This window comes from Psychromonas ingrahamii 37 (assembly GCF_000015285.1).
In the GTDB taxonomy this organism is placed as follows: Bacteria; Pseudomonadota; Gammaproteobacteria; order Enterobacterales; family Psychromonadaceae; genus Psychromonas; species Psychromonas ingrahamii.
On the sequence record NC_008709.1, the window covers coordinates 1,157,062 to 1,174,577 of the forward strand.

General features: G+C 39.1%; 17 protein-coding genes and 3 pseudogenes. 8 read left to right on the forward strand and 12 right to left on the reverse strand.

The window, feature by feature from the left end:
* Positions 1–155 precede the first annotated feature (155 nt).
* Positions 156–2,417, forward strand: a complete 2,262-nt coding sequence (arcB, locus tag PING_RS04855) for an aerobic respiration two-component sensor histidine kinase ArcB (protein WP_011769329.1) — start codon at positions 156–158, stop codon at positions 2,415–2,417.
* A 124-nt stretch (positions 2,418–2,541) separates the two neighbouring features.
* Positions 2,542–3,507 carry a S49 family peptidase gene (locus PING_RS04860; protein ID WP_011769330.1) on the forward strand — a complete coding sequence of 322 codons (966 nt, stop codon included), beginning with the start codon at positions 2,542–2,544 and terminating at the stop codon, positions 3,505–3,507.
* A 90-nt stretch (positions 3,508–3,597) separates the two neighbouring features.
* On the opposite strand, the gene bepA is transcribed toward PING_RS04860, so the two are convergent.
* Complete coding sequence (gene bepA / locus PING_RS04865) at positions 3,598–5,043, reverse strand: beta-barrel assembly-enhancing protease (RefSeq protein WP_011769331.1); 1,446 nt, start codon at positions 5,041–5,043, stop codon at positions 3,598–3,600.
* A 254-nt stretch (positions 5,044–5,297) separates the two neighbouring features.
* On the opposite strand from bepA, the gene PING_RS04870 reads away from it, so the two are divergent.
* The 6 genes and pseudogenes from PING_RS04870 to PING_RS04885 form a co-directional block, all read left to right on the forward strand.
* A complete protein-coding gene (locus tag PING_RS04870; protein ID WP_011769332.1) occupies positions 5,298–5,540 on the forward strand; it encodes a sulfurtransferase TusA family protein in 243 nt (80 codons plus the stop codon).
* Positions 5,541–5,606: 66 nt separating this feature from the next.
* The gene (locus PING_RS04875) at positions 5,607–6,692 is read left to right on the forward strand and encodes an AI-2E family transporter (RefSeq protein ID WP_011769333.1); all 1,086 of its coding nucleotides are present in this window, start codon (positions 5,607–5,609) and stop codon (positions 6,690–6,692) included.
* 38 nt (positions 6,693–6,730) lie between these two features.
* Positions 6,731–6,970, forward strand: a pseudogene (locus PING_RS04880) (AI-2E family transporter); the annotation flags it as partial.
* A gap of 38 nt (positions 6,971–7,008) precedes the next feature.
* Positions 7,009–7,247, forward strand: a pseudogene (locus PING_RS19750) (AI-2E family transporter); the annotation flags it as partial.
* Positions 7,248–7,261: 14 nt separating this feature from the next.
* Positions 7,262–7,417: a hypothetical protein gene (locus PING_RS20430; protein ID WP_408635114.1), complete on the forward strand. Its 156-nt coding sequence runs from the start codon at positions 7,262–7,264 to the stop codon at positions 7,415–7,417.
* Between the two features lie 16 nt (positions 7,418–7,433).
* Positions 7,434–7,628: pseudogene (locus PING_RS04885) on the forward strand (AI-2E family transporter); the annotation flags it as partial.
* Between the two features lie 35 nt (positions 7,629–7,663).
* Here PING_RS04885 and bcp read toward each other — a convergent pair.
* The 11 genes from bcp to ccoN all read right to left on the reverse strand — a co-directional run bounded on the left by bcp (position 7,664) and on the right by ccoN (position 17,460).
* Positions 7,664–8,140, reverse strand: coding sequence for a thioredoxin-dependent thiol peroxidase (gene bcp, locus PING_RS04890; protein ID WP_011769334.1), 477 nt, complete (start codon positions 8,138–8,140; stop codon positions 7,664–7,666).
* Between the two features lie 10 nt (positions 8,141–8,150).
* Entirely contained in the window at positions 8,151–9,086 is a 936-nt protein-coding gene (uspE, locus tag PING_RS04895; protein WP_011769335.1) for a universal stress protein UspE, read from the reverse strand.
* 120 nt (positions 9,087–9,206) lie between these two features.
* Entirely contained in the window at positions 9,207–9,956 is a 750-nt protein-coding gene (locus PING_RS04900; RefSeq protein WP_011769336.1) for an FNR family transcription factor, read from the reverse strand.
* Positions 9,957–10,212: 256 nt separating this feature from the next.
* Positions 10,213–10,908, reverse strand: coding sequence for a sulfite exporter TauE/SafE family protein (locus tag PING_RS04905; protein ID WP_011769337.1), 696 nt, complete (start codon positions 10,906–10,908; stop codon positions 10,213–10,215).
* On the reverse strand, positions 10,901–11,113 hold the full coding sequence (gene ccoS, locus PING_RS04910) for a cbb3-type cytochrome oxidase assembly protein CcoS (protein ID WP_011769338.1): 213 nt from the start codon (positions 11,111–11,113) through the stop codon (positions 10,901–10,903). The genes PING_RS04905 and ccoS overlap by 8 nt, the downstream gene beginning before the upstream one ends.
* Before the next feature lie 101 nt (positions 11,114–11,214).
* Positions 11,215–13,623, reverse strand: a complete 2,409-nt coding sequence (locus PING_RS04915; protein WP_011769339.1) for a heavy metal translocating P-type ATPase — start codon at positions 13,621–13,623, stop codon at positions 11,215–11,217.
* Positions 13,620–14,099 carry a FixH family protein gene (locus PING_RS04920; protein WP_011769340.1) on the reverse strand — a complete coding sequence of 160 codons (480 nt, stop codon included), beginning with the start codon at positions 14,097–14,099 and terminating at the stop codon, positions 13,620–13,622. The genes PING_RS04915 and PING_RS04920 overlap by 4 nt, the downstream gene beginning before the upstream one ends.
* Positions 14,100–14,208: 109 nt before the next feature.
* Complete coding sequence (ccoP, locus tag PING_RS04925) at positions 14,209–15,174, reverse strand: cytochrome-c oxidase, cbb3-type subunit III (protein WP_011769341.1); 966 nt, start codon at positions 15,172–15,174, stop codon at positions 14,209–14,211.
* Entirely contained in the window at positions 15,174–15,365 is a 192-nt protein-coding gene (locus PING_RS04930) for a cbb3-type cytochrome oxidase subunit 3 (protein WP_011769342.1), read from the reverse strand. The genes ccoP and PING_RS04930 overlap by 1 nt, the downstream gene beginning before the upstream one ends.
* A gap of 46 nt (positions 15,366–15,411) precedes the next feature.
* Positions 15,412–16,014 (reverse strand): cytochrome-c oxidase, cbb3-type subunit II, encoded by a 603-nt coding sequence (gene ccoO / locus PING_RS04935; protein WP_011769343.1) that lies wholly within the window; start codon positions 16,012–16,014, stop codon positions 15,412–15,414.
* 15 nt (positions 16,015–16,029) lie between these two features.
* A complete protein-coding gene (gene ccoN, locus PING_RS04940; RefSeq protein WP_041765984.1) occupies positions 16,030–17,460 on the reverse strand; it encodes a cytochrome-c oxidase, cbb3-type subunit I in 1,431 nt (476 codons plus the stop codon).
* Positions 17,461–17,516 lie beyond the last annotated feature (56 nt).

Below are 17,516 nucleotides of genomic sequence, written 5' to 3' on the forward strand. Positions count from 1 at the left end.
AACAAGTTTATCCTGTTTTTCGGCTTATTAATTTCTGCATCTTGAATTGGTTGAGTATAGAATGGAGAATCAATGGACCTCTCGATGGAAGCTGAACCTTTATCAATTTCTGGAACCAAGATGAGGTGTTATCTATCTATTTAACTGGAGTTAATTTGAGCCTATTTAACCTTAAAACTTGGGTGCATTATTATGTTGCATTACTGAAACGCCTAGGAGTCTTGCGTTTTAGTTTGTTACTTGCCATTGCAATTATAAGTGCTGATTCCGCGTTACAAGTCTTCCTTACAATTTATTTTGATGAGCCCTTAAGCATTGCCGGTGCTTCCCGTTCAATTTTAATCGGGCTTTTAATAACACCCTGGGCCGTGTATTTTTTGACCGTTGTGGTTGGAGATTTGGAGGAAGCCAGAATGCATTTAGATAATACTGTTGCTAGTCTCCGCGAGGTGCGCCAAAAAGAGCGGATTAAAACCCACGAGTTAGAAAAAGAAATTATTGAGCGTAAAGCAAGCCAGCAGAAATTGGTCGAAGCTGCCAGTTTATTAAAATCATTTCTGAATACCTCTCCTGATTTGGTCTTTCACCGAGATTTAAAGAGTCGCTTTGTCAGCTGTAATAAAGCGATGGAGATGCTCACCGGTAAAACAGAAAAACAGCTTATTAGTTTAACACCCTTTGATATATTTCCCGAGGATTATGCGCACCAAGCTGTCACCCGTGATCAAAATGTGAAGAAACAAAAAAAAGAACAAATTCATGAGCATTGGTTACATTTTCCAAACGGAAAAAAAGCTTATTTTGAAGTCAGAACATTGCCACTTTTTAATAGTGAGGCTGTGTGTATTGGTATTATTGGTTTTGGTCGGGATATAACCGAGCGTAAAAAACATCAAGAATCTATCGACAAAAATATTCGCGAAAAAACTGATTTTATTTCTTCAATTAGTCACGAGCTACGCACTCCTTTAAACGGCATAGTGGGTTTAAGCCGCATGTTATTAGATGAGCAGTTGACCAGTGAACAGATGAAACATCTTAAAACCATTCATATCAGCGCCATTAGTTTGGGCAATATCTTCAGTGATATTATTAACTTGGATAAATTAGATCGTAACCGTCTGAAGTTGGCAACCAATAAGATCAATATGTTGGATTTTATTAGTGACTTAAAAAGTTTATCTTTTATTCAGACTGAGCAGAAGGGACTAGTATTAAATTTTGAGCAACGCGGTCATTTTCCAGACATTATTGAAACAGATGATACCCGTTTAAGGCAGGTTTTATGGAACCTGATAAGCAATGCGGTGAAGTTCACCCAAAAAGGAACGATAACGATCCGCTGTGTCTGTCATCAGCTCAACCAGAATCAGGTTGAGCTGTGTTTTGAGGTTGAAGATTCAGGCATTGGTATTCCCGAGGATCAGCTCGATAAAATTTTTGCAATGTATTATCAGGTTGAAGGTAATACATTTGCGACTGGTACGGGGATAGGGCTTGCTGTCACCTCTAAAATTGCGCAAGCAATGGGAGGCGTTATAAGCGTAAAGAGTAAACTTGGCGAAGGCAGTATGTTTAAGCTGACCTTAACGGTGAATTGCCCGGCAAAAGAACATCAAGAACAACAAATAAAGGATAATCTGCCCAAGCTTTCTATTTTACTTGTGGAAGATATCGAACTGAATATTTTGGTCGCAACATCGTTATTAGAAAAGCTTGGCCATAAAGTTGATAGCGCTGTCAATGGTGCGCAGGCACTGAATAAGGTTGCAGATAATGCCTATCAATTGATCCTGATGGATATTCAACTACCCGATATGAATGGTTATCAGGTCACTCAAAAATTACGTGAAATACACGGACATAAGCTGCCTCCTATTGTCGCCCTGACCGCTAACGTATTTGCCGACAGTAAGGGGTTTATAGAGCAGGGAATGGATGGCGCATTGGGCAAACCGCTTAGTGTTAACCCTTTTAATTCGATGATTAAAAAATTATTTGTCCCTTCTAATAAGCATCAGAAAATGGACTCGGTATTAAAAATGCAGCAAAGGATGCAACAGACTAATACCTTGTTTAATCAAGAAATGCTTTTAGAATTAATGGCGTTTTTACCCACGTCAGTAATTTTAGAGAATGTCGCTTTATTTGAAAAATTACTGCCGGAATACCTTGAAATTTTGGATTCTAATATGATTGCCAAGGATCAAAAAGGTATTGTAAATGAAGCTCATAAAATCAAAGGCGCTGCAGGCTCTGTTGGCTTAAAGCGAATACAGGGCATTGCCCAACAACTCCAATCACCGGATCTTCCTGCCTGGTGGGATAATATTGATGATTGGGTAGCGTTAATTAAATCTGAATCTCCAAAGGATATAACGGCTTTGAAAAAATGGATTGTCGCTAATGGTAAATAAAACCTTTTAAATGTGGTTAGAATGTCATTATGTCTGGACCTGCTGATCTCAGTATTTTAGGGGGGGCTTGGCAGTGACCTTGCAATCATTTAATCATCCTTAACCTACAAACTGGGTATATAAAATGGAAAATAAAACACAGACTGAAGACCGCTGGATAAAAGCTTTTATCAAGGAAAATTTCGCAGAGCAGAAAAGAACGCGGCGTTGGGGAATTTTCTTCAAATCATTAACTTTTTTGTATCTGTTTGGCGCCATCTTTTTCTTTTTTAATACTCAAACGAATCTCTTAAGTGATCAACAAAAAGAGCCGCATACCGCTATGGTGCAAATAAAAGGTGTTATTGCCGCAGATAAAGAAGCGAATGCAAATACTATTGTCACCGGTTTACGTGCTGCATTTAAAAATGAGTTCAGTCAGGCGGTTATGTTAGTGATCAATAGCCCTGGTGGTAGTCCCGTTCAGGCAGGTTATGTATTTGATGAAATACAACGTCTGCGTCTTTTATACCCGGATAAAAAATTGTATGCCGTTATTGCTGAATTAGGTGCCTCGGGTGGTTATTATATTGCAGCTGCAGCTGACCAGATATATGCGGATAAAGCGAGTCTTGTCGGGTCGATTGGGGTGACTGCATCCAGTTTTGGTTTTGTTGATCTGATGAATAAAGTTGGGGTTGAACGTCGCCACTATACTTCTGGCAAACATAAGACATTTTTAGATCCGTTTTCACCCAGCAAAGAAGCCGAACGAGATTTTTGGCAGGAAGTGTTAGATGTGACTCACCGGCAGTTTATTAATGTGGTTAAAACTGGACGAGGCGATCGTATTAATTCAGATAAAAATTCAACGGATCTGTTTTCTGGTTTGATTTGGAATGGTGAACAAGCTTTAGCGCTAGGTCTAATTGACGGTTTAGGAAGTCCGGGATTTGTTGCCAGAGAGATTGTTAGAGCAGAAAATATTGTGAATTATTCTGTACAACCTTCTACTATTGAAAAATTAACTAAACGTTTAGGTATTTCAATAGGTAATGGTTTTGCTAATCAATTGGTTAGTGACAACAAGGGAATAAATTTAGGTCTCTAAAAAAAACATAACCTCAATTTTTTATGTTGGGTTATCGACCCAGATGACTTGTAGAGGCTGATTCTGGCCTCTACAAGTCATCTGGGTGCATTATTTTGTTAATGCCTGCAAACGTAAATTATCTTTTTGATAACCCGCCATCATTGCAGCGTATCTTGCTTTGTCTAACGGGTTTTCCGTATAAATAAGTGCATTACCGACCTCTTGGATTGCTTCCTTAAAACGTCCCTGCAATGCTAAATATTGCGCTTTACTTGCGTGTTCCTTAGCGCGATTATTTAACAATCTATAAAGATCAACGGCGATTATCTGGGCCAAAATATGGCGAGGATGAGAGCGGATAAACAGTTCAAGAATCTTTTCAGCGTCCGCATAGCGTTTATCCTCCTGTAGTGCAGCAACTAAGTTAATGGTATAAACGGGATTGTCGGGTGACTTTTTATATAACTGCTGTAGTTTTTCTATAATTTCATCCGCCTTATTTAAAGCGAGTGCTGTATCTGTTGCCAAGTCTATATAAAACAGGTTACCGGATTGTGCTTTTAATAAATCATTAATAATATCTTGTGCTTGTAAAAAATCTTTATTTTCAAAATAGGCCAGAGCAAGACCATACAAAGCAGCTTCTTTAATCTCGTATTTTTGCTTTTTGAGCTGACTTTCATATAAGTTAATGGCTGATGTGGGGTTGATACTACTAAAGCGGACGGTAATGCGTGCTTTACTAAGCTGATAATCTAAGCTGTTAGTAATGTTTTTTGTCTTGTATTGACTCGCCCGTAAACGCGCTTCAGATAAACGCGCTTCAGGTAGCGGGTGAGTGGATAACATTTTCGGAGGCAGGCTGGCATACTTATATTTTTCAGCAAGTTCGCCAAAAAATTGTGCCATACCATTCGGATCATAACCGGCATCAGCTAAGGTTTTTATACCAATTCTATCGGCTTCATATTCATGTGTTCGGGTATAATTAATTTGTGACTGTATCGACACTGCCATTGTTGTCGTTAAAGCTGCCATGCCCGCGGCGGGAGATACCAAAGTCAGTAAAATGGAGCCCGCCATTGCAGCAAGTGATGTTGGAGTATTGGAGGACTGTTGTTCTAGCATACGGGCAAGATGGCGTTGTGTGATATGTGCTATTTCATGGGCAATGACGCTCGCAAGTTCACTCTCATTCTTGGCATATAAGAACAGCCCCGTATGAATTTTTACATTACCGCCTAAAAATGCAGCCGCATTAATCTCATTATCCTCTATTAGGAAAAAATCAAATGGCATTCTCACGGATTCTGCATGGGAAACTAAGCTTTGACCCAGTTCATTGATATACTGGTTAAGAACTGGATCATGGATGATTGGCAGACTTTGATTTGCCATTAATCTAAAAGCCCAACCATATTCCTGTTCTTTTTCAATGCTTAATGTGGCGGCTCCCACTGTACCAATCTCAGGAAGAGCATTACTTGAATTTGCAATACCCGAAAAAAAAGAAAGGAAAAAATAAAGTGCAAGAAGCAGAGATTTGTTCAACACTAGAGCTACTCAACATAAAAATATAATAAAAGCATAAACAATCACCACTTTATTGCAAGTGATGATTGTCTGAGATCGTTACTGAGGTAAAAATTGCTGTATTAAAGGCACTAATATTTAAAAATTAGTTTATTTTACTTATCTATGACAGGCTTAGTCGTCTTTTAGCCATCACAATACGAACGTACAGCTTGAGTCTATTTGTTGGCAAGGTGCACAGCTTTTAATTTTAAATAGTAGGATAATTACTCGATATGGAGGTTTTAGATTTACAAAAAATACGTTGTCCAATGTCACTAGTCAAGCTGAAACGTTATTTGTTATTCTATGATGCGTCTTCGAATAAACAACAGGATAGCCAACTTTGTCTACTCTTTTCTAATCAACAGGCAATGCAGGACATTATTTTGTATCTGGATAAAAAGAGGTATGACTATTCAAGTATTATAACAGACAAGCAAGTGGCGATAGTGATGCGCATCAGTGCCAACAACTAAACTTGCGAAAGGCTCTGGTTATGCGAATCAGAGCTAATATCTAAACTTAAAGGTGTAATAAATTTCATGTTAAAACAGTTAAATGATTGGTATCAACATCACTTTGCGGATCCCAACCTTAGTGTTCTTTTTTTATTGCTGCTCGGTGCTTTTGCCGTCTTTTACTTTTTAGGCGGAATTTTAACGCCTCTTTTTGTGGCATTAGTTTTGGCGTATTTACTTGATTGGCCGATAAACTATTTGATGCGTTTGAAGTTCAATAGAACCCTGTCGACATTAATTGTGATGGCTGTTTTTTTATCCTTAGCATTTTTTGCCTTCTTAGGAATTTTACCAACCGTATTCAGGCAGGGGGTTGCTTTTATTCGCGACCTGCCCGTCATGTTCAACCAAGTGCAGGAATATATTTTAACGCTTCCTATTCTATATCCTGATCTCATTGATCCTGCTACTTTTACCCTGCTTGTTGAAAATTTACGTACTTATATCTTAGATACCGGGGGGTTTTTACTATCACATTCATTGGCTTCATTATTAGATGTCGCAGCATTACTTGTTTACTGCATTCTTGTGCCTCTGATGATGCTTTTTATGCTCAAAGACAAAAATAAGTTAATTACAAGTTTTGTTCAGTTTTTACCAAGAGATCGCAAGCTAGCCGATCAGGTTTGGGTTGAAATGAATGGTCAAATTATGAATTATATTCGCGGTAAGATCATTGAAATCCTGATTGTTGGTATTGGCACTTATTTTACTTTCTTTTTTATGGAATTACGTTATTCAGCATTGTTAGCTGTATTGGTTGGTTTATCTGTTTTAATTCCCTATATAGGCGCAGCTGTTGTCACTGTGCCGATTGCGATTGTGGCATTTTTCCAATGGGGGTCATCACCTGAATTTTTCTATTTGATGGTTGCTTACGCTATTATTCAGGCGCTTGATGGCAATGTTATCGTCCCCGTTTTGTTCTCAGAGGCCGTTAATTTGCATCCTGTAGTTATCATTGTCTCGGTATTAATATTTGGAGGGTTGTGGGGTTTTTGGGGCGTATTTTTTGCTATCCCCTTAGCGACACTTGTTAAGGCGGTATTAAATGCCTGGCCGAACACACAAGCTAAGATTGAAAATGCAGAAGAAGATAAGTTAGGTTAAACCGAGAAGGGCTGTTGGCTCTTTTTATCTTTGATGATGCTTACGCTATTATTCAGGCGCTTGATGGCAATGTTATTGTTCTGGTGTTGTTGTTCTTAGAGGCGGTTAATTTGCATCCTGTGGTGATCATTGTCTCGGTATTAATATTTGGAGGGTTGTGGGGTTTTTGGGGCGTATTTTTTGCTATCCCCTTAGCGACACTTGTTAAGGCGGTATTAAATGCCTGGCCGAACACACAAGCTAAGATTGAAAATGCAGAAGAAGATAAGTTAGGTTAAACCGAGAAGGGCCGTTGGCTCTTTTTATCTTTGATGATGCTTACGCTATTATTCAGGCGCTTGATGGCAATCTTATTGTTCCGGTGTTGTTGTTCTTAGAGGCCGTTAATTTGCATCCTGTAGTGATCATTGTCTCGGTATTAATATTTGGAGGGTTGTGGGGTTTTTGGGGCGTATTTTTGCTATCCCCTTAGCGACACTTGTTAAAGCGGTATTAAATGCCTGGCCGAACACACAAGCTAAGATTGAAAATGCAGAAGAAGATAAGTTAGGTTAAACCGAGAAGGGCCGTTGGCTCTTTTTATCTTTGATGATGCTTACGCTATTATTCAGGCGCTTGATGGCAATGTTATTGTTCCGGTGTTGTTGTTCTTAGAGGCCGTTAATTTGCATCCTGTGGTGATCATTGTCTCGGTATTAATATTTGGAGGGTTGTGGTGGTTCTGAAGCGTGTTTTTGTTATCCTCGTATTGTTCTAGAAGCCGTTAATTTGCATCCAGTGGTGATCATTATCTCGGTATTAATATTTGGAGGGTTGTGGGGTTTTTGGGGCGTATTTTTTGCTATTCCCTTAGCGACACTTGTTAAGGCGGTATTAAACGCCTGGCCAAACATACAAGCTAAGATTGAAAATGCAGAAGAAGATAAGTTAGGTTAGGTTAAACCGAGAAGGGCCGTTGGCCCTTCTTTTGATTAAATGCTTTCTTTGTTTTTCAAATAGTCTAAGACCACCTGTTGATGGTCAGTGGTTTTAAATTTATCAAATACGTGCTCAATGATCCCTTGTTCATTTATCAGGAAGCTAATACGGTGAATACCATCATAGACTTTACCCATGAACTTCTTTTCTCCCCAAACACCAAATTCCTCTGCCACCGCATGATCTTGGTCAGATAAAAGTGGAAAGTTAAGCTCCTTTTTAGTCACAAAATTAGCTAAACTTTTCACCGGATCCGGGCTGATACCGAAGACCAGAGTATTAAAATCATCAAGTTGTGTTTTTACATCGCGCAAACCGCAGGCTTGGTTAATACAACCTGGGGTCATCGCTTTAGGGTAAAAATAAACCAACACTTTTTTACCGGTTAAATCAGCTAAAGCAATCATCTTACCTTGCTCATCATGTAAATTAAATAATGGAGCCTTATCTCCAGCCACCAATCGTTTCATAATTTTCCCTTTACAGTGTAATTGGACTAATAAAGCCAGCAGGTTTTAAAGCCAGCAAATCACAGTTCAAATTATCGATAACCTGCTCTGCTGTGTGGCCTAATAATGTTGCACTTAGTCCGGAGCGTCCAACAGTACCTAAAATGACTAATTCGGCGTCAATTTTTTCAGCTACTTCGCTAATAACATCTTCAGGTAAACCTTGGGCAAGATGAACTTGTTCTTTAGGAAGATTCAATGTTTGTGCATAGTCATTTAATGTTTTTTGATGGAATTTTTTTAGACCATCTTCGTAATTTATTGGGTCAAATTCTGGTAACTCGAGCATGATATTCATTGGTGGGCTGGGGTAGGCATTAACAATATGGATATTAGCATTGACAATTTCTGCCATGACAGCAGCTTCTTTTAAAATTTGCTGATTTAATTGATGATGCTCATCATCCTGAATACTTTTACAATCAATAGCACAGAGAATATTACCCTGTTTAGGCCATAGGTGATTTTTCACTAATAGTACTGGAACGGGACATTTACGTAATAAATTCCAGTCGGTAGGTGTGAATAAAATGGCACTTAGTTTGGAGTGTTGATGAGTGGCTTTAACGAGAAGATCGTGATTGTTTTTTAACACCTCAATAATAGCAGCTTGGAAGGGGCGATTATGCCAACGTACCTGGCAATGGATATCCAAACCTTGCTCTGTAAAAGGCGCTGCAATCGATTTAAGCCACTCTTTATTTTCTTTAATCACAATGCGTTGCATTGCTTCTCTTTCGTCAGCAGAGCTTAGAGAAGTCATTTCAAAGGTCAGATCATAACAGCACAAGAATAGTGTTATTTTTGCACCTTTTTCTTTTTCCGCAATAGAGACTGCTCTCTCCAGCGCGGGTTGAGATTCCTGGTCCACATCAATAAAAACTAAAATATTACGATATTTAAGCATAAGAAGTTCCCAAAATAGTATGAAAGATACCTATAACTTATATCAAAAAAAGTAAAATTGTTAGCTTTTTTTAGATCAAAAGGCTACTTATACCAGATAGTTATAGATCTGTGAGTTAACCTAATCTTTTTTCAATGCGCCAGCCAGAAGAGTCAGTTGCGCATCATCTAAGATGCTAATATATTTACCTTTAACAGCAATCATCTCCATTTTTTGAAAACGTCCTAAAAGACGGCTGATAGTTTCAACCGTGAGACCTAAATAATTACCGATATCGCCACGCGTCATAGATAAACGAAACTCTTTCGGTGAAAATCCTCGTGCCGCAAAACGCTGTGATAAGTCGAAAATAAACGACGCAAGTCGTTCTTCAGCATTTTTCTTAGAAAGTAATAAAATCATATTTTGATCGCCAACAATTTCACCGCTCATTAAGCGTAATATTTGCTGCCTCAGCTTTGGCATGCTAATAGAAAGTGTATCCAGTGTGTCATAGGGAATTTCACAAATCATCGAAGTTTCAAGTGCTTGGGAGAAACTTGGATGAGTCCCCGAGCTAATCGCATCAAAACCAATTAAATCACCAGCGAGATGAAAAGCAGTAATTTGCTCATCACCTTGTTCTGTAATCGTATAGGACTTTAACGTACCAGAGCGAATGGCATAAAGGCATTTCATCTCTTGACCCGCTTTAAATATTTCTTGTCCTTTTTGAATCGGTTTTTTCCGCTCTATAATATTATCTAAACGCTCTAATTCATCTTCATTGAGCGAATAAGGAATGCACAATTGGCTTATACTGCAGTCTTGACAATGAATAGCAGAACGACTGCTTTGAATTCGATTAGTATTACTTTTTTCCATAGTCATTATTTTTCCCATAATTGATACGCATCGATATTAGCATCTATTCAACTTGCTTTGAATAGATGCTAATAATTAAATATTTATCACAGTGAAAGTATCAAATAAGAGTATGTTAGTATGTTAACCTCTTAATGTAATTGACTATTACTGATTAAATTACTTTATTTATAATATTATGATATACAGGATATGGGACGTGAAATCATCAAATAAGCGTGCTGACTTCTTTATGTAAATGGCTATTTCTGATTATCTTACTTTAACTTAACTGCAGTATTGCGACATACAGGGTATGGAACGCAAAAATGGCTAATAGTGCGCCACTACTATAGCGAAACCAGTGGTGATTAAGTATTTGTTTCAATTGATGGCTAAAGGTACCCACTGTTAGCATTGCAGGCATAGTCCCTAAGCCAAAACCTAACATAATAAACAAACCATTAAGTGGGTCGCCACTACTTGCAGCCCAGGATAAAGTTGAATAAACTAAACCGCAGGGTAACCATCCCCATAAAAATCCCAGAGGAAACGCAAAAAGGGGGTGTTTTAACGGGATAAATATTTGTGCTAGCGGTTTGATAAATTTCCAGACGAATTGGCCCGCTTGTTCTAATTTTAATAATCCATGCCATAATTTAGCGACATATAACGCCAGCATTAACATTAAAATAGCGGCTAATATTCGCAAATAAATTAATGCTTCTTTGCCGCCAAACCAGATAATCAGTGTGCTGCTGCTTGCTGCAAACAAAAAGCCCGCAAGTGAGTAACTACTCACTCTACCAAGATTGTAAAGTAATAAGGATAAAATAGAGGTTGATTTTTTTTGATCTTTTTTAAAGGAAAAAGTGATTGCGCTTGCGATACCTGAGCACATACCTAAACAATGCCCTGCGCCTAACAAACCAATTAAAAGCGCGGCAATAAAATCATTTAATAACGTCCCTTCAATCATTTAAATCACTCGGTTTGATGGTTTTTTGCTGACTTTCTGTGTCTTCTTTTATTGGTGGGGCTGGCAGATCTTCATCGAATAAAATATTGACACCTTCACGATCTAAATCATCATACTGATTCGATTTTACAGCCCAAAAAAAGACTATAATAGCGATCGTAACAAATATCATTGCGATCGGTATTAATATATAAATAATACTCATATTAATAAACTCTTAGTACTCTTAATTAAAGATATAAATAGTACTCTTAATTAAAGATATAAATAGTACAATTAATAAGTGATAAAAATCATCGGGAACGGTTATGATTTTAATAATCGTAAAGAATTACAGACTACAATAAGGGAACTACAGGACATGCCTAATACTGCGATGTAGGGGGGAACATATCCCATCACCGCTAAAGGTACAATAATAATATTATAACCAAATGCCCAAACAAGATTCTCTTTAATGATAAGTGTCGTTCTGTTAGCCATTTTATGTAAAGCGGCTAATTTATTTAAGTCTTCTCCCAATAAAATAACATCTGCACTATTTTTAGCAATATCAGTGCCGCTCGCTAAAGCGACAGAGACGTGCGCACCGGCCATCACCGGCGCATCATTAATACCATCTCCAATCATCATAACCTTATCTGTTTTTTGCAGTTGCTGTATATATTGCAGTTTTTGTTGCGGAGTGACTCCTTTTTGCAACTGGCTAATGCTAAGCACTTCGCAAACCTCTTCACTTTTTAAAGAGATATCACCCGTTAACATAGTACTGTTAATATTGTGATGATGGCAATAGCTCAGAATCTCTGGTGCGCTGGGACGTAATTCATCACCTAACTCAAAACTGGCAAGCAGTTGCTTATCCAAGGTGAGGTAAATGACTAATTCTTTACTGTTAATATTATTCTCAACACCACAAAAAACGGCGTGACCCAATTTTAAGGTTTTATTTAAATACTTGGCCTGTAATCCTTGTCCCGGTCTATTAACCACATCATTTAATACTATGCTATTTTTCTGCTGCTTTTTAAATGCCAGTGAAATAGGGTGCTCTGAATTTTTCTCTAATTGTGCCGCTAAGTCTATACATTCCTGTTTTGAATAATGGCTATAATACTGTGTATTTAGCAGTTTAAAGTTACCCTTCGTTAGCGTACCTGTTTTATCAAAAACAATATGGTTAATTTTATTCACTGTCTCCAATACATGGTGCTGTTTAATTAATATACCCTGTTTATTAAGTTGCGCCGTTGCACAGGTCAGGGCTGTCGGTGTCGCTAGGGAGAGTGCACAGGGGCAGGTTGCAACCAGGACGGAAAGCGTGATCCAAAAAGCTTGATCAGGTGCAATAAAACTCCAACTTATATAAGTCAAAGAGGCAACAATAAGCAGCGCAGCGACAAAGTATCTGGCCGCTGTATCTGCAATAATTTCTATTTTTGGTTTATTAAGCTGGGCGTTATCCTGAAGATGAATGATATCTGCAATTAACGTATTATTGCCCACTTTCTCAACACGAATAATCAACTGGCTGGTTATATTGACACTGCCGGCAAATACTGGCGCGTTTTGCGCTTTGCTAACGGGTAAATGCTCACCTGTCAGCATAGACTCTTCAATGTTGCTGGCACCCTTTAAGATCAGCCCATCGACGGGAATAGTTTGTCCCGGCTTAACGATAATATATTGGCCGACGGTTAATGTTTTTGCGGGAATAACTGATTGAATTTGCAGATTATCCGGATCCTCAATAAGGGTCGCCATTGAGGGTAATAAGCGTAATAAATTACTGCTGCTTTCAGAGGCTTTACGACGGGCGCGCAGCTCTAATAAACGACCGAGTAATAATAAGAAAGTAAACATTGAAACAGATTCAAAGTAGACTTCTCCTTGACCCACAATAGTTGCATAACCAGAGGCAGTATAAGCACCTAATAAAGCGATGGATATGGGGATGTCCATCCCTAACGTCTGGTTGCGGATATTACGCCATGCATTTAAATAAAAAGGTTGAGCGCTGTAAAGCAGAACAGGTGTCGCTAATATAAAACTAACCCAGCGGAAATAGTGTATGAACTGTTCTTCCATTCCTGAAAAAAAATCAGCATATAATGCGATAGCAAACATCATCACCTGCATGGTAGCAAGACCTGCTAGACCTAAGCGTTGCAGGTAAGATTTTGTCAGCTGTGTATAAAAGGCTTCCTGTTTATTAACTTGAAAGGGGTAAGCTTTATACCCTATTTTTTGAATTCCAGTTAAAATTTGACTGAGTTTAAGTTGTTGTTGATCCCATTTTATAACCGCACGGTTAAGTGTTGTATTAACATTAATAAAGACTAATCCGGGTAATGAACGCAGCTGTTTTTCTATCAACCAGGCACAAGCCGGGCAGGTGATACCTTCAACACTCAGGGTGGTGGTACTGAGGTTTTCATTATTATCTACAACGTTATCGACAAAATCTTCCTGAATTTTCCCAATATCATAATCTTCAAGTTGCAATAATACATCGGGAACCAATAACAGGCCTTTTTCGGCTGGTTCGCTGCGATGCTCATAATAAGAAGTTAAACCACTATCAACAATTGTTTGGGCCACTGCTTGGCAACCTGGGCAGCACATTCTTTGTGAAACCGTATTTATTTGCACATTAAAATCAGTGGATGGAGGATTTTCTTCACCACAATGGAAACAGTTTTTTTGTAATGTCATTCTAATATAAAATTTTCTTTGGGTAAGGCAACCCGTTTTTGTAAGCGCCAACTTTTATCAAAGGGTTCGATACGTATCTGCCATTTACCCGATAATAATTGCTCTGACTGGTAGCGGTAACGACCACTTCCATCGGCGGTTAATAGTTGTGATAAATCGCGTTCAGCTTGAGTTGAATGATATAAAAACAACTGAATAGAGCTTTTATCCTGAACGCCACTTAAGTCGATGATTAGTTCATCACCTGATTGTGTTATTGAAGCACTAATATTGTTAGCCCGTGCCTTTTTTATTAAGGCAAGATCGTTATTAATTGCTTTACCTTTCGAATAATAATCATCAACGACCATATCTGGTTTATTATCTGCAGCGATAATAACAGTCACAACCCCACGAACAACAGATAATAGAGGCAAAAGGATTAAAAACCAAGGCCAGAATTGTTTGAACCAGGGTTTATTATTATTGTTTGTCATGTTTATCCTGTGGGGTATTAAGCAGATCTTAAACCTATCATTTGCAATAATTTTTAGCTATAAAAAAACCTCTAAACGAGGCTTTTTATAGCTAAAGAGGGGGTTTATTTTATTGACTATCCTGCTGAGAAAGAGAATAGACATAAGCTGAGATCAAATTAATTTTATCTTCACCTAATACATCCTTCCAAGCTGGCATTACACCATTTCGACCGTTTCTAAGTGTCGCTTCAACAGCTTTACGAGAGCCACCATATAACCATATGGTATCTGTCAGATTAGGCGCTCCCACTGCATGCATTCCTTTACCGTCAGCACCATGACAGGCACTGCAGACAACAAAACGTTCTTTTCCGGCTTTTGCTTCAAGCAAATCAACGCGGCGGCCACTCAATTGTAATACATAGCTGGTGACTTCTTTAATGCCTTGTTCGCCTAGGATGTCCGCCCATGCTGGCATAGCACCTTTACGACCATGCATAAGCGTTAGCTTAATGGTATCGGCATCACCACCATATAACCAATCATTGTCGGTCAGGTTGGGAAATCCGGTACTTCCACGTGCATCGGAGCCATGGCACTGAGAACAATTCTGCAGGTATAAACGTTGGCCAACTTTTATTGCTTCAGAATCTTGAGCCACTAAAGTGAGGTCTTTATAAACACCATTTTCATCATAAGTAAGTTGCTTAAAGACTGCACCATATTTTTCCTCAGCTGCATTCATTTCACGTTGGTACTGGGACTGCGAGGTTTTGGCTAATTCGTTTCTTTCTTGTCGTGTTAATGTACTTTGCTCTGAACTGCTCCAATTAAGCAATCCATTCCAGTTACTGCCATAGGTTGGAAACATTATGCTGTACAGTAAAGCAATGACAATAGTAAACCAAAATAAGCCCACCCACCATTTAGGCAGCGGGTTATTTAACTCTTGAATACCATCATAAGTATGTGGCATCGGTTGGCCTTCTTCGACGCCAGTATTATTTTTTGTGGTGGCTCTAAGTAATACTGCACAACCGATAATAACGGTCAGTGTGATTATCGTGATCCATAATGTCCAAAAAATGCTCATTATTTTTTAGCTCCTGTATGTTTGCTTTTTTCGCCCGCATACTTTGTTGAGTCTTGATCATCGTCAAAAATAGAATTTGCGATATTATCAAAATTCTTTTTATGTTTTTTACTGTATGCCCACGCAATTAAAGCAACAAAAATAATAATTAAGAACAGCGTATATAGCCCGTTAAAAGTTGCAAAATCCATAAAGCCCCCAGTAGTTGAAAAAGCGCCCGCAAACAGGGCGCCATCGTTATCTTAAAGCATGTCCAAGTGACTGCAGGTAAGCAATTAACGCCTGCATTTCAGTTTTTCCTTCAACTGCTGCTTTTGCTCCTGCAATATCCTCATCCGTATACGGAACACCGAAGTTATTTTTAAAGATGTCCAATTTACGCGCTGTATCTTCACCTGTTAAGTGGTTCTCTGCAAGCCATGGGAAGCCAGGCATATTTGATTGTGGTACAACATCACGTGGATTAAGCAGGTGAATTTTATGCCAGGCATCTGAATAACGTTGACCAACACGCGCCAGATCCGGTCCTGTGCGTTTTGAACCCCATAAAAATGGATGTTCCCAAACACCTTCACCAGCGACACTGTAGTGTCCATAACGTTCTGTTTCTGCTCTGAAAGGGCGTATCATTTGGCTATGACACACACTGCATCCTTCGCGAATATAAATATCACGACCTTCCATTTCTAATGCAGTATAGGGGCGTAATGTATCAACGGGTGTATTCGTTTCTTTTTGGAAAATTAATGGTGTAATTTGCGCCAAACCACCAAAGCTGATGGCAATGATGATAAGGATAGCCAGTAACCCAACATTCTTTTCAATAAATTCGTGTTTCATTATCTCACTCCGTGACTAACCAAGTTCTTGAGGCTGGATAGAGCCATCTTTTGCAGTAACTGTTTTGTATGTATTGTAAGCCAGCACCAACATACCAGTTAAGAAGATTAAACCACCGACAAAACGGATAGTGTAGAACGGGTAGGATTTTTCCAGTGACTCAACAAAAGTATATGTCAAGGTTCCGTCATCGTTCACAGCTCTCCACATCAACCCCTGCATAACGCCCGAAATCCACATTGCGACTATGTATAAGACCGTTCCAATAGTTGCCAACCAGAAATGCAAGTTAATCAAAGCGACACTGTACATCCCTTTTTGATTAAATAATTTTGGAACCAGGTGGTAGATCGAGCCTATCGTTACCATTGCAACCCAGCCTAATGCGCCAGAATGTACATGGCCAATCGTCCAGTCAGTATAATGAGAGAGCGCATTGACTGTTTTAATCGCCATCATCGGACCTTCAAAGGTAGACATACCGTAGAAAGACAGTGATACCACTAAGAAACGCAGAATAGGATCGGTACGCAGTTTATGCCAAGCACCAGAAAGTGTCATAATACCATTGATCATGCCTCCCCAGGATGGCGCAAACAGAATTAATGACATCACCATGCCTAAGGATTGTGCCCAATCAGGCAGGGCAGTGTAATGCAGGTGATGCGGTCCAGCCCAAATATAGACAGCGATTAAAGCCCAAAAATGGATAATAGACAAGCGGTAAGAGTAGACCGGACGGTTTGCTTGTTTGGGTACAAAGTAGTACATCATGCCCAGGAAACCAGCGGTTAATAAGAAACCCACTGCATTATGTCCGTACCACCATTGTACCATCGCATCAACCGCACCAGCGTAGATTGAGTAAGATTTCATGCTGCCCATTGAAACCGGGATGGCCATGCTGTTTACTATATGCAACACTGCAACGGTTAAAATAAATGCGCCGAAGAACCAGTTTGCCACGTAAATATGTGATGTTTTACGTATTGCTAAAGTGCCAAAAAATACAATAGCGTAAACCACCCACACTGCGGTAATCAGCAGATCGATTGGCCATTCAAGTTCGGCGTATTCTTTTGACGTTGTGTAGCCCAAAGGCAATGAAATGACGGCTGAGATAATAACCAGTTGCCATCCCCAAAAGACCACAGAAGCCAGATGCCCGCCAAACAATCGCGTTTGGCAGGTTCGCTGCACTATGTAGAAAGAGGTTGCCATTAGTGCCGAGGTACCGAATGCAAAAATAACCGCATTAGTATGTAGCGGACGCAAACGGCTGTAGGTTAGCCAGGGTGTGTCGAAGTTAAGTGCCGGCCAGATTAATTGAGCTGCAATTAATACCCCGACACTCATGCCAATAATACCCCAAAATATGGTGGTAAGTGTGAACTGACGGACAACTTTATAGTTGTAATCAGGTTGAATCGTAGTAGCGCTTGTCATTATTTTGATTCCATGCATTTATTTACAATTTACGTATTTTAAAACGTCACAATAAG

Excerpts from the sequence above, each read along its gene's own strand:
- PING_RS04860 (WP_011769330.1), top strand. The coding sequence starts at position 2,542 with ATGGAAAATAAAACACAGACTGAAGACCGCTGGATAAAAGCTTTTATC.
- PING_RS04870 (WP_011769332.1), top strand. The coding sequence starts at position 5,298 with ATGGAGGTTTTAGATTTACAAAAAATACGTTGTCCAATGTCACTAGTC.
- PING_RS04875 (WP_011769333.1), top strand. The coding sequence starts at position 5,607 with ATGTTAAAACAGTTAAATGATTGGTATCAACATCACTTTGCGGATCCC.
- bcp (WP_011769334.1), bottom strand. The coding sequence starts at position 8,140 with ATGAAACGATTGGTGGCTGGAGATAAGGCTCCATTATTTAATTTACAT.
- uspE (WP_011769335.1), bottom strand. The coding sequence starts at position 9,086 with ATGCTTAAATATCGTAATATTTTAGTTTTTATTGATGTGGACCAGGAA.
- PING_RS04900 (WP_011769336.1), bottom strand. The coding sequence starts at position 9,956 with ATGACTATGGAAAAAAGTAATACTAATCGAATTCAAAGCAGTCGTTCT.
- PING_RS04905 (WP_011769337.1), bottom strand. The coding sequence starts at position 10,908 with ATGATTGAAGGGACGTTATTAAATGATTTTATTGCCGCGCTTTTAATT.
- ccoS (WP_011769338.1), bottom strand. The coding sequence starts at position 11,113 with ATGAGTATTATTTATATATTAATACCGATCGCAATGATATTTGTTACG.
- PING_RS04915 (WP_011769339.1), bottom strand. The coding sequence starts at position 13,623 with ATGACATTACAAAAAAACTGTTTCCATTGTGGTGAAGAAAATCCTCCA.
- PING_RS04920 (WP_011769340.1), bottom strand. The coding sequence starts at position 14,099 with ATGACAAACAATAATAATAAACCCTGGTTCAAACAATTCTGGCCTTGG.
- ccoP (WP_011769341.1), bottom strand. The coding sequence starts at position 15,174 with ATGAGCATTTTTTGGACATTATGGATCACGATAATCACACTGACCGTT.
- PING_RS04930 (WP_011769342.1), bottom strand. The coding sequence starts at position 15,365 with ATGGATTTTGCAACTTTTAACGGGCTATATACGCTGTTCTTAATTATT.
- ccoO (WP_011769343.1), bottom strand. The coding sequence starts at position 16,014 with ATGAAACACGAATTTATTGAAAAGAATGTTGGGTTACTGGCTATCCTT.
- ccoN (WP_041765984.1), bottom strand. The coding sequence starts at position 17,460 with ATGACAAGCGCTACTACGATTCAACCTGATTACAACTATAAAGTTGTC.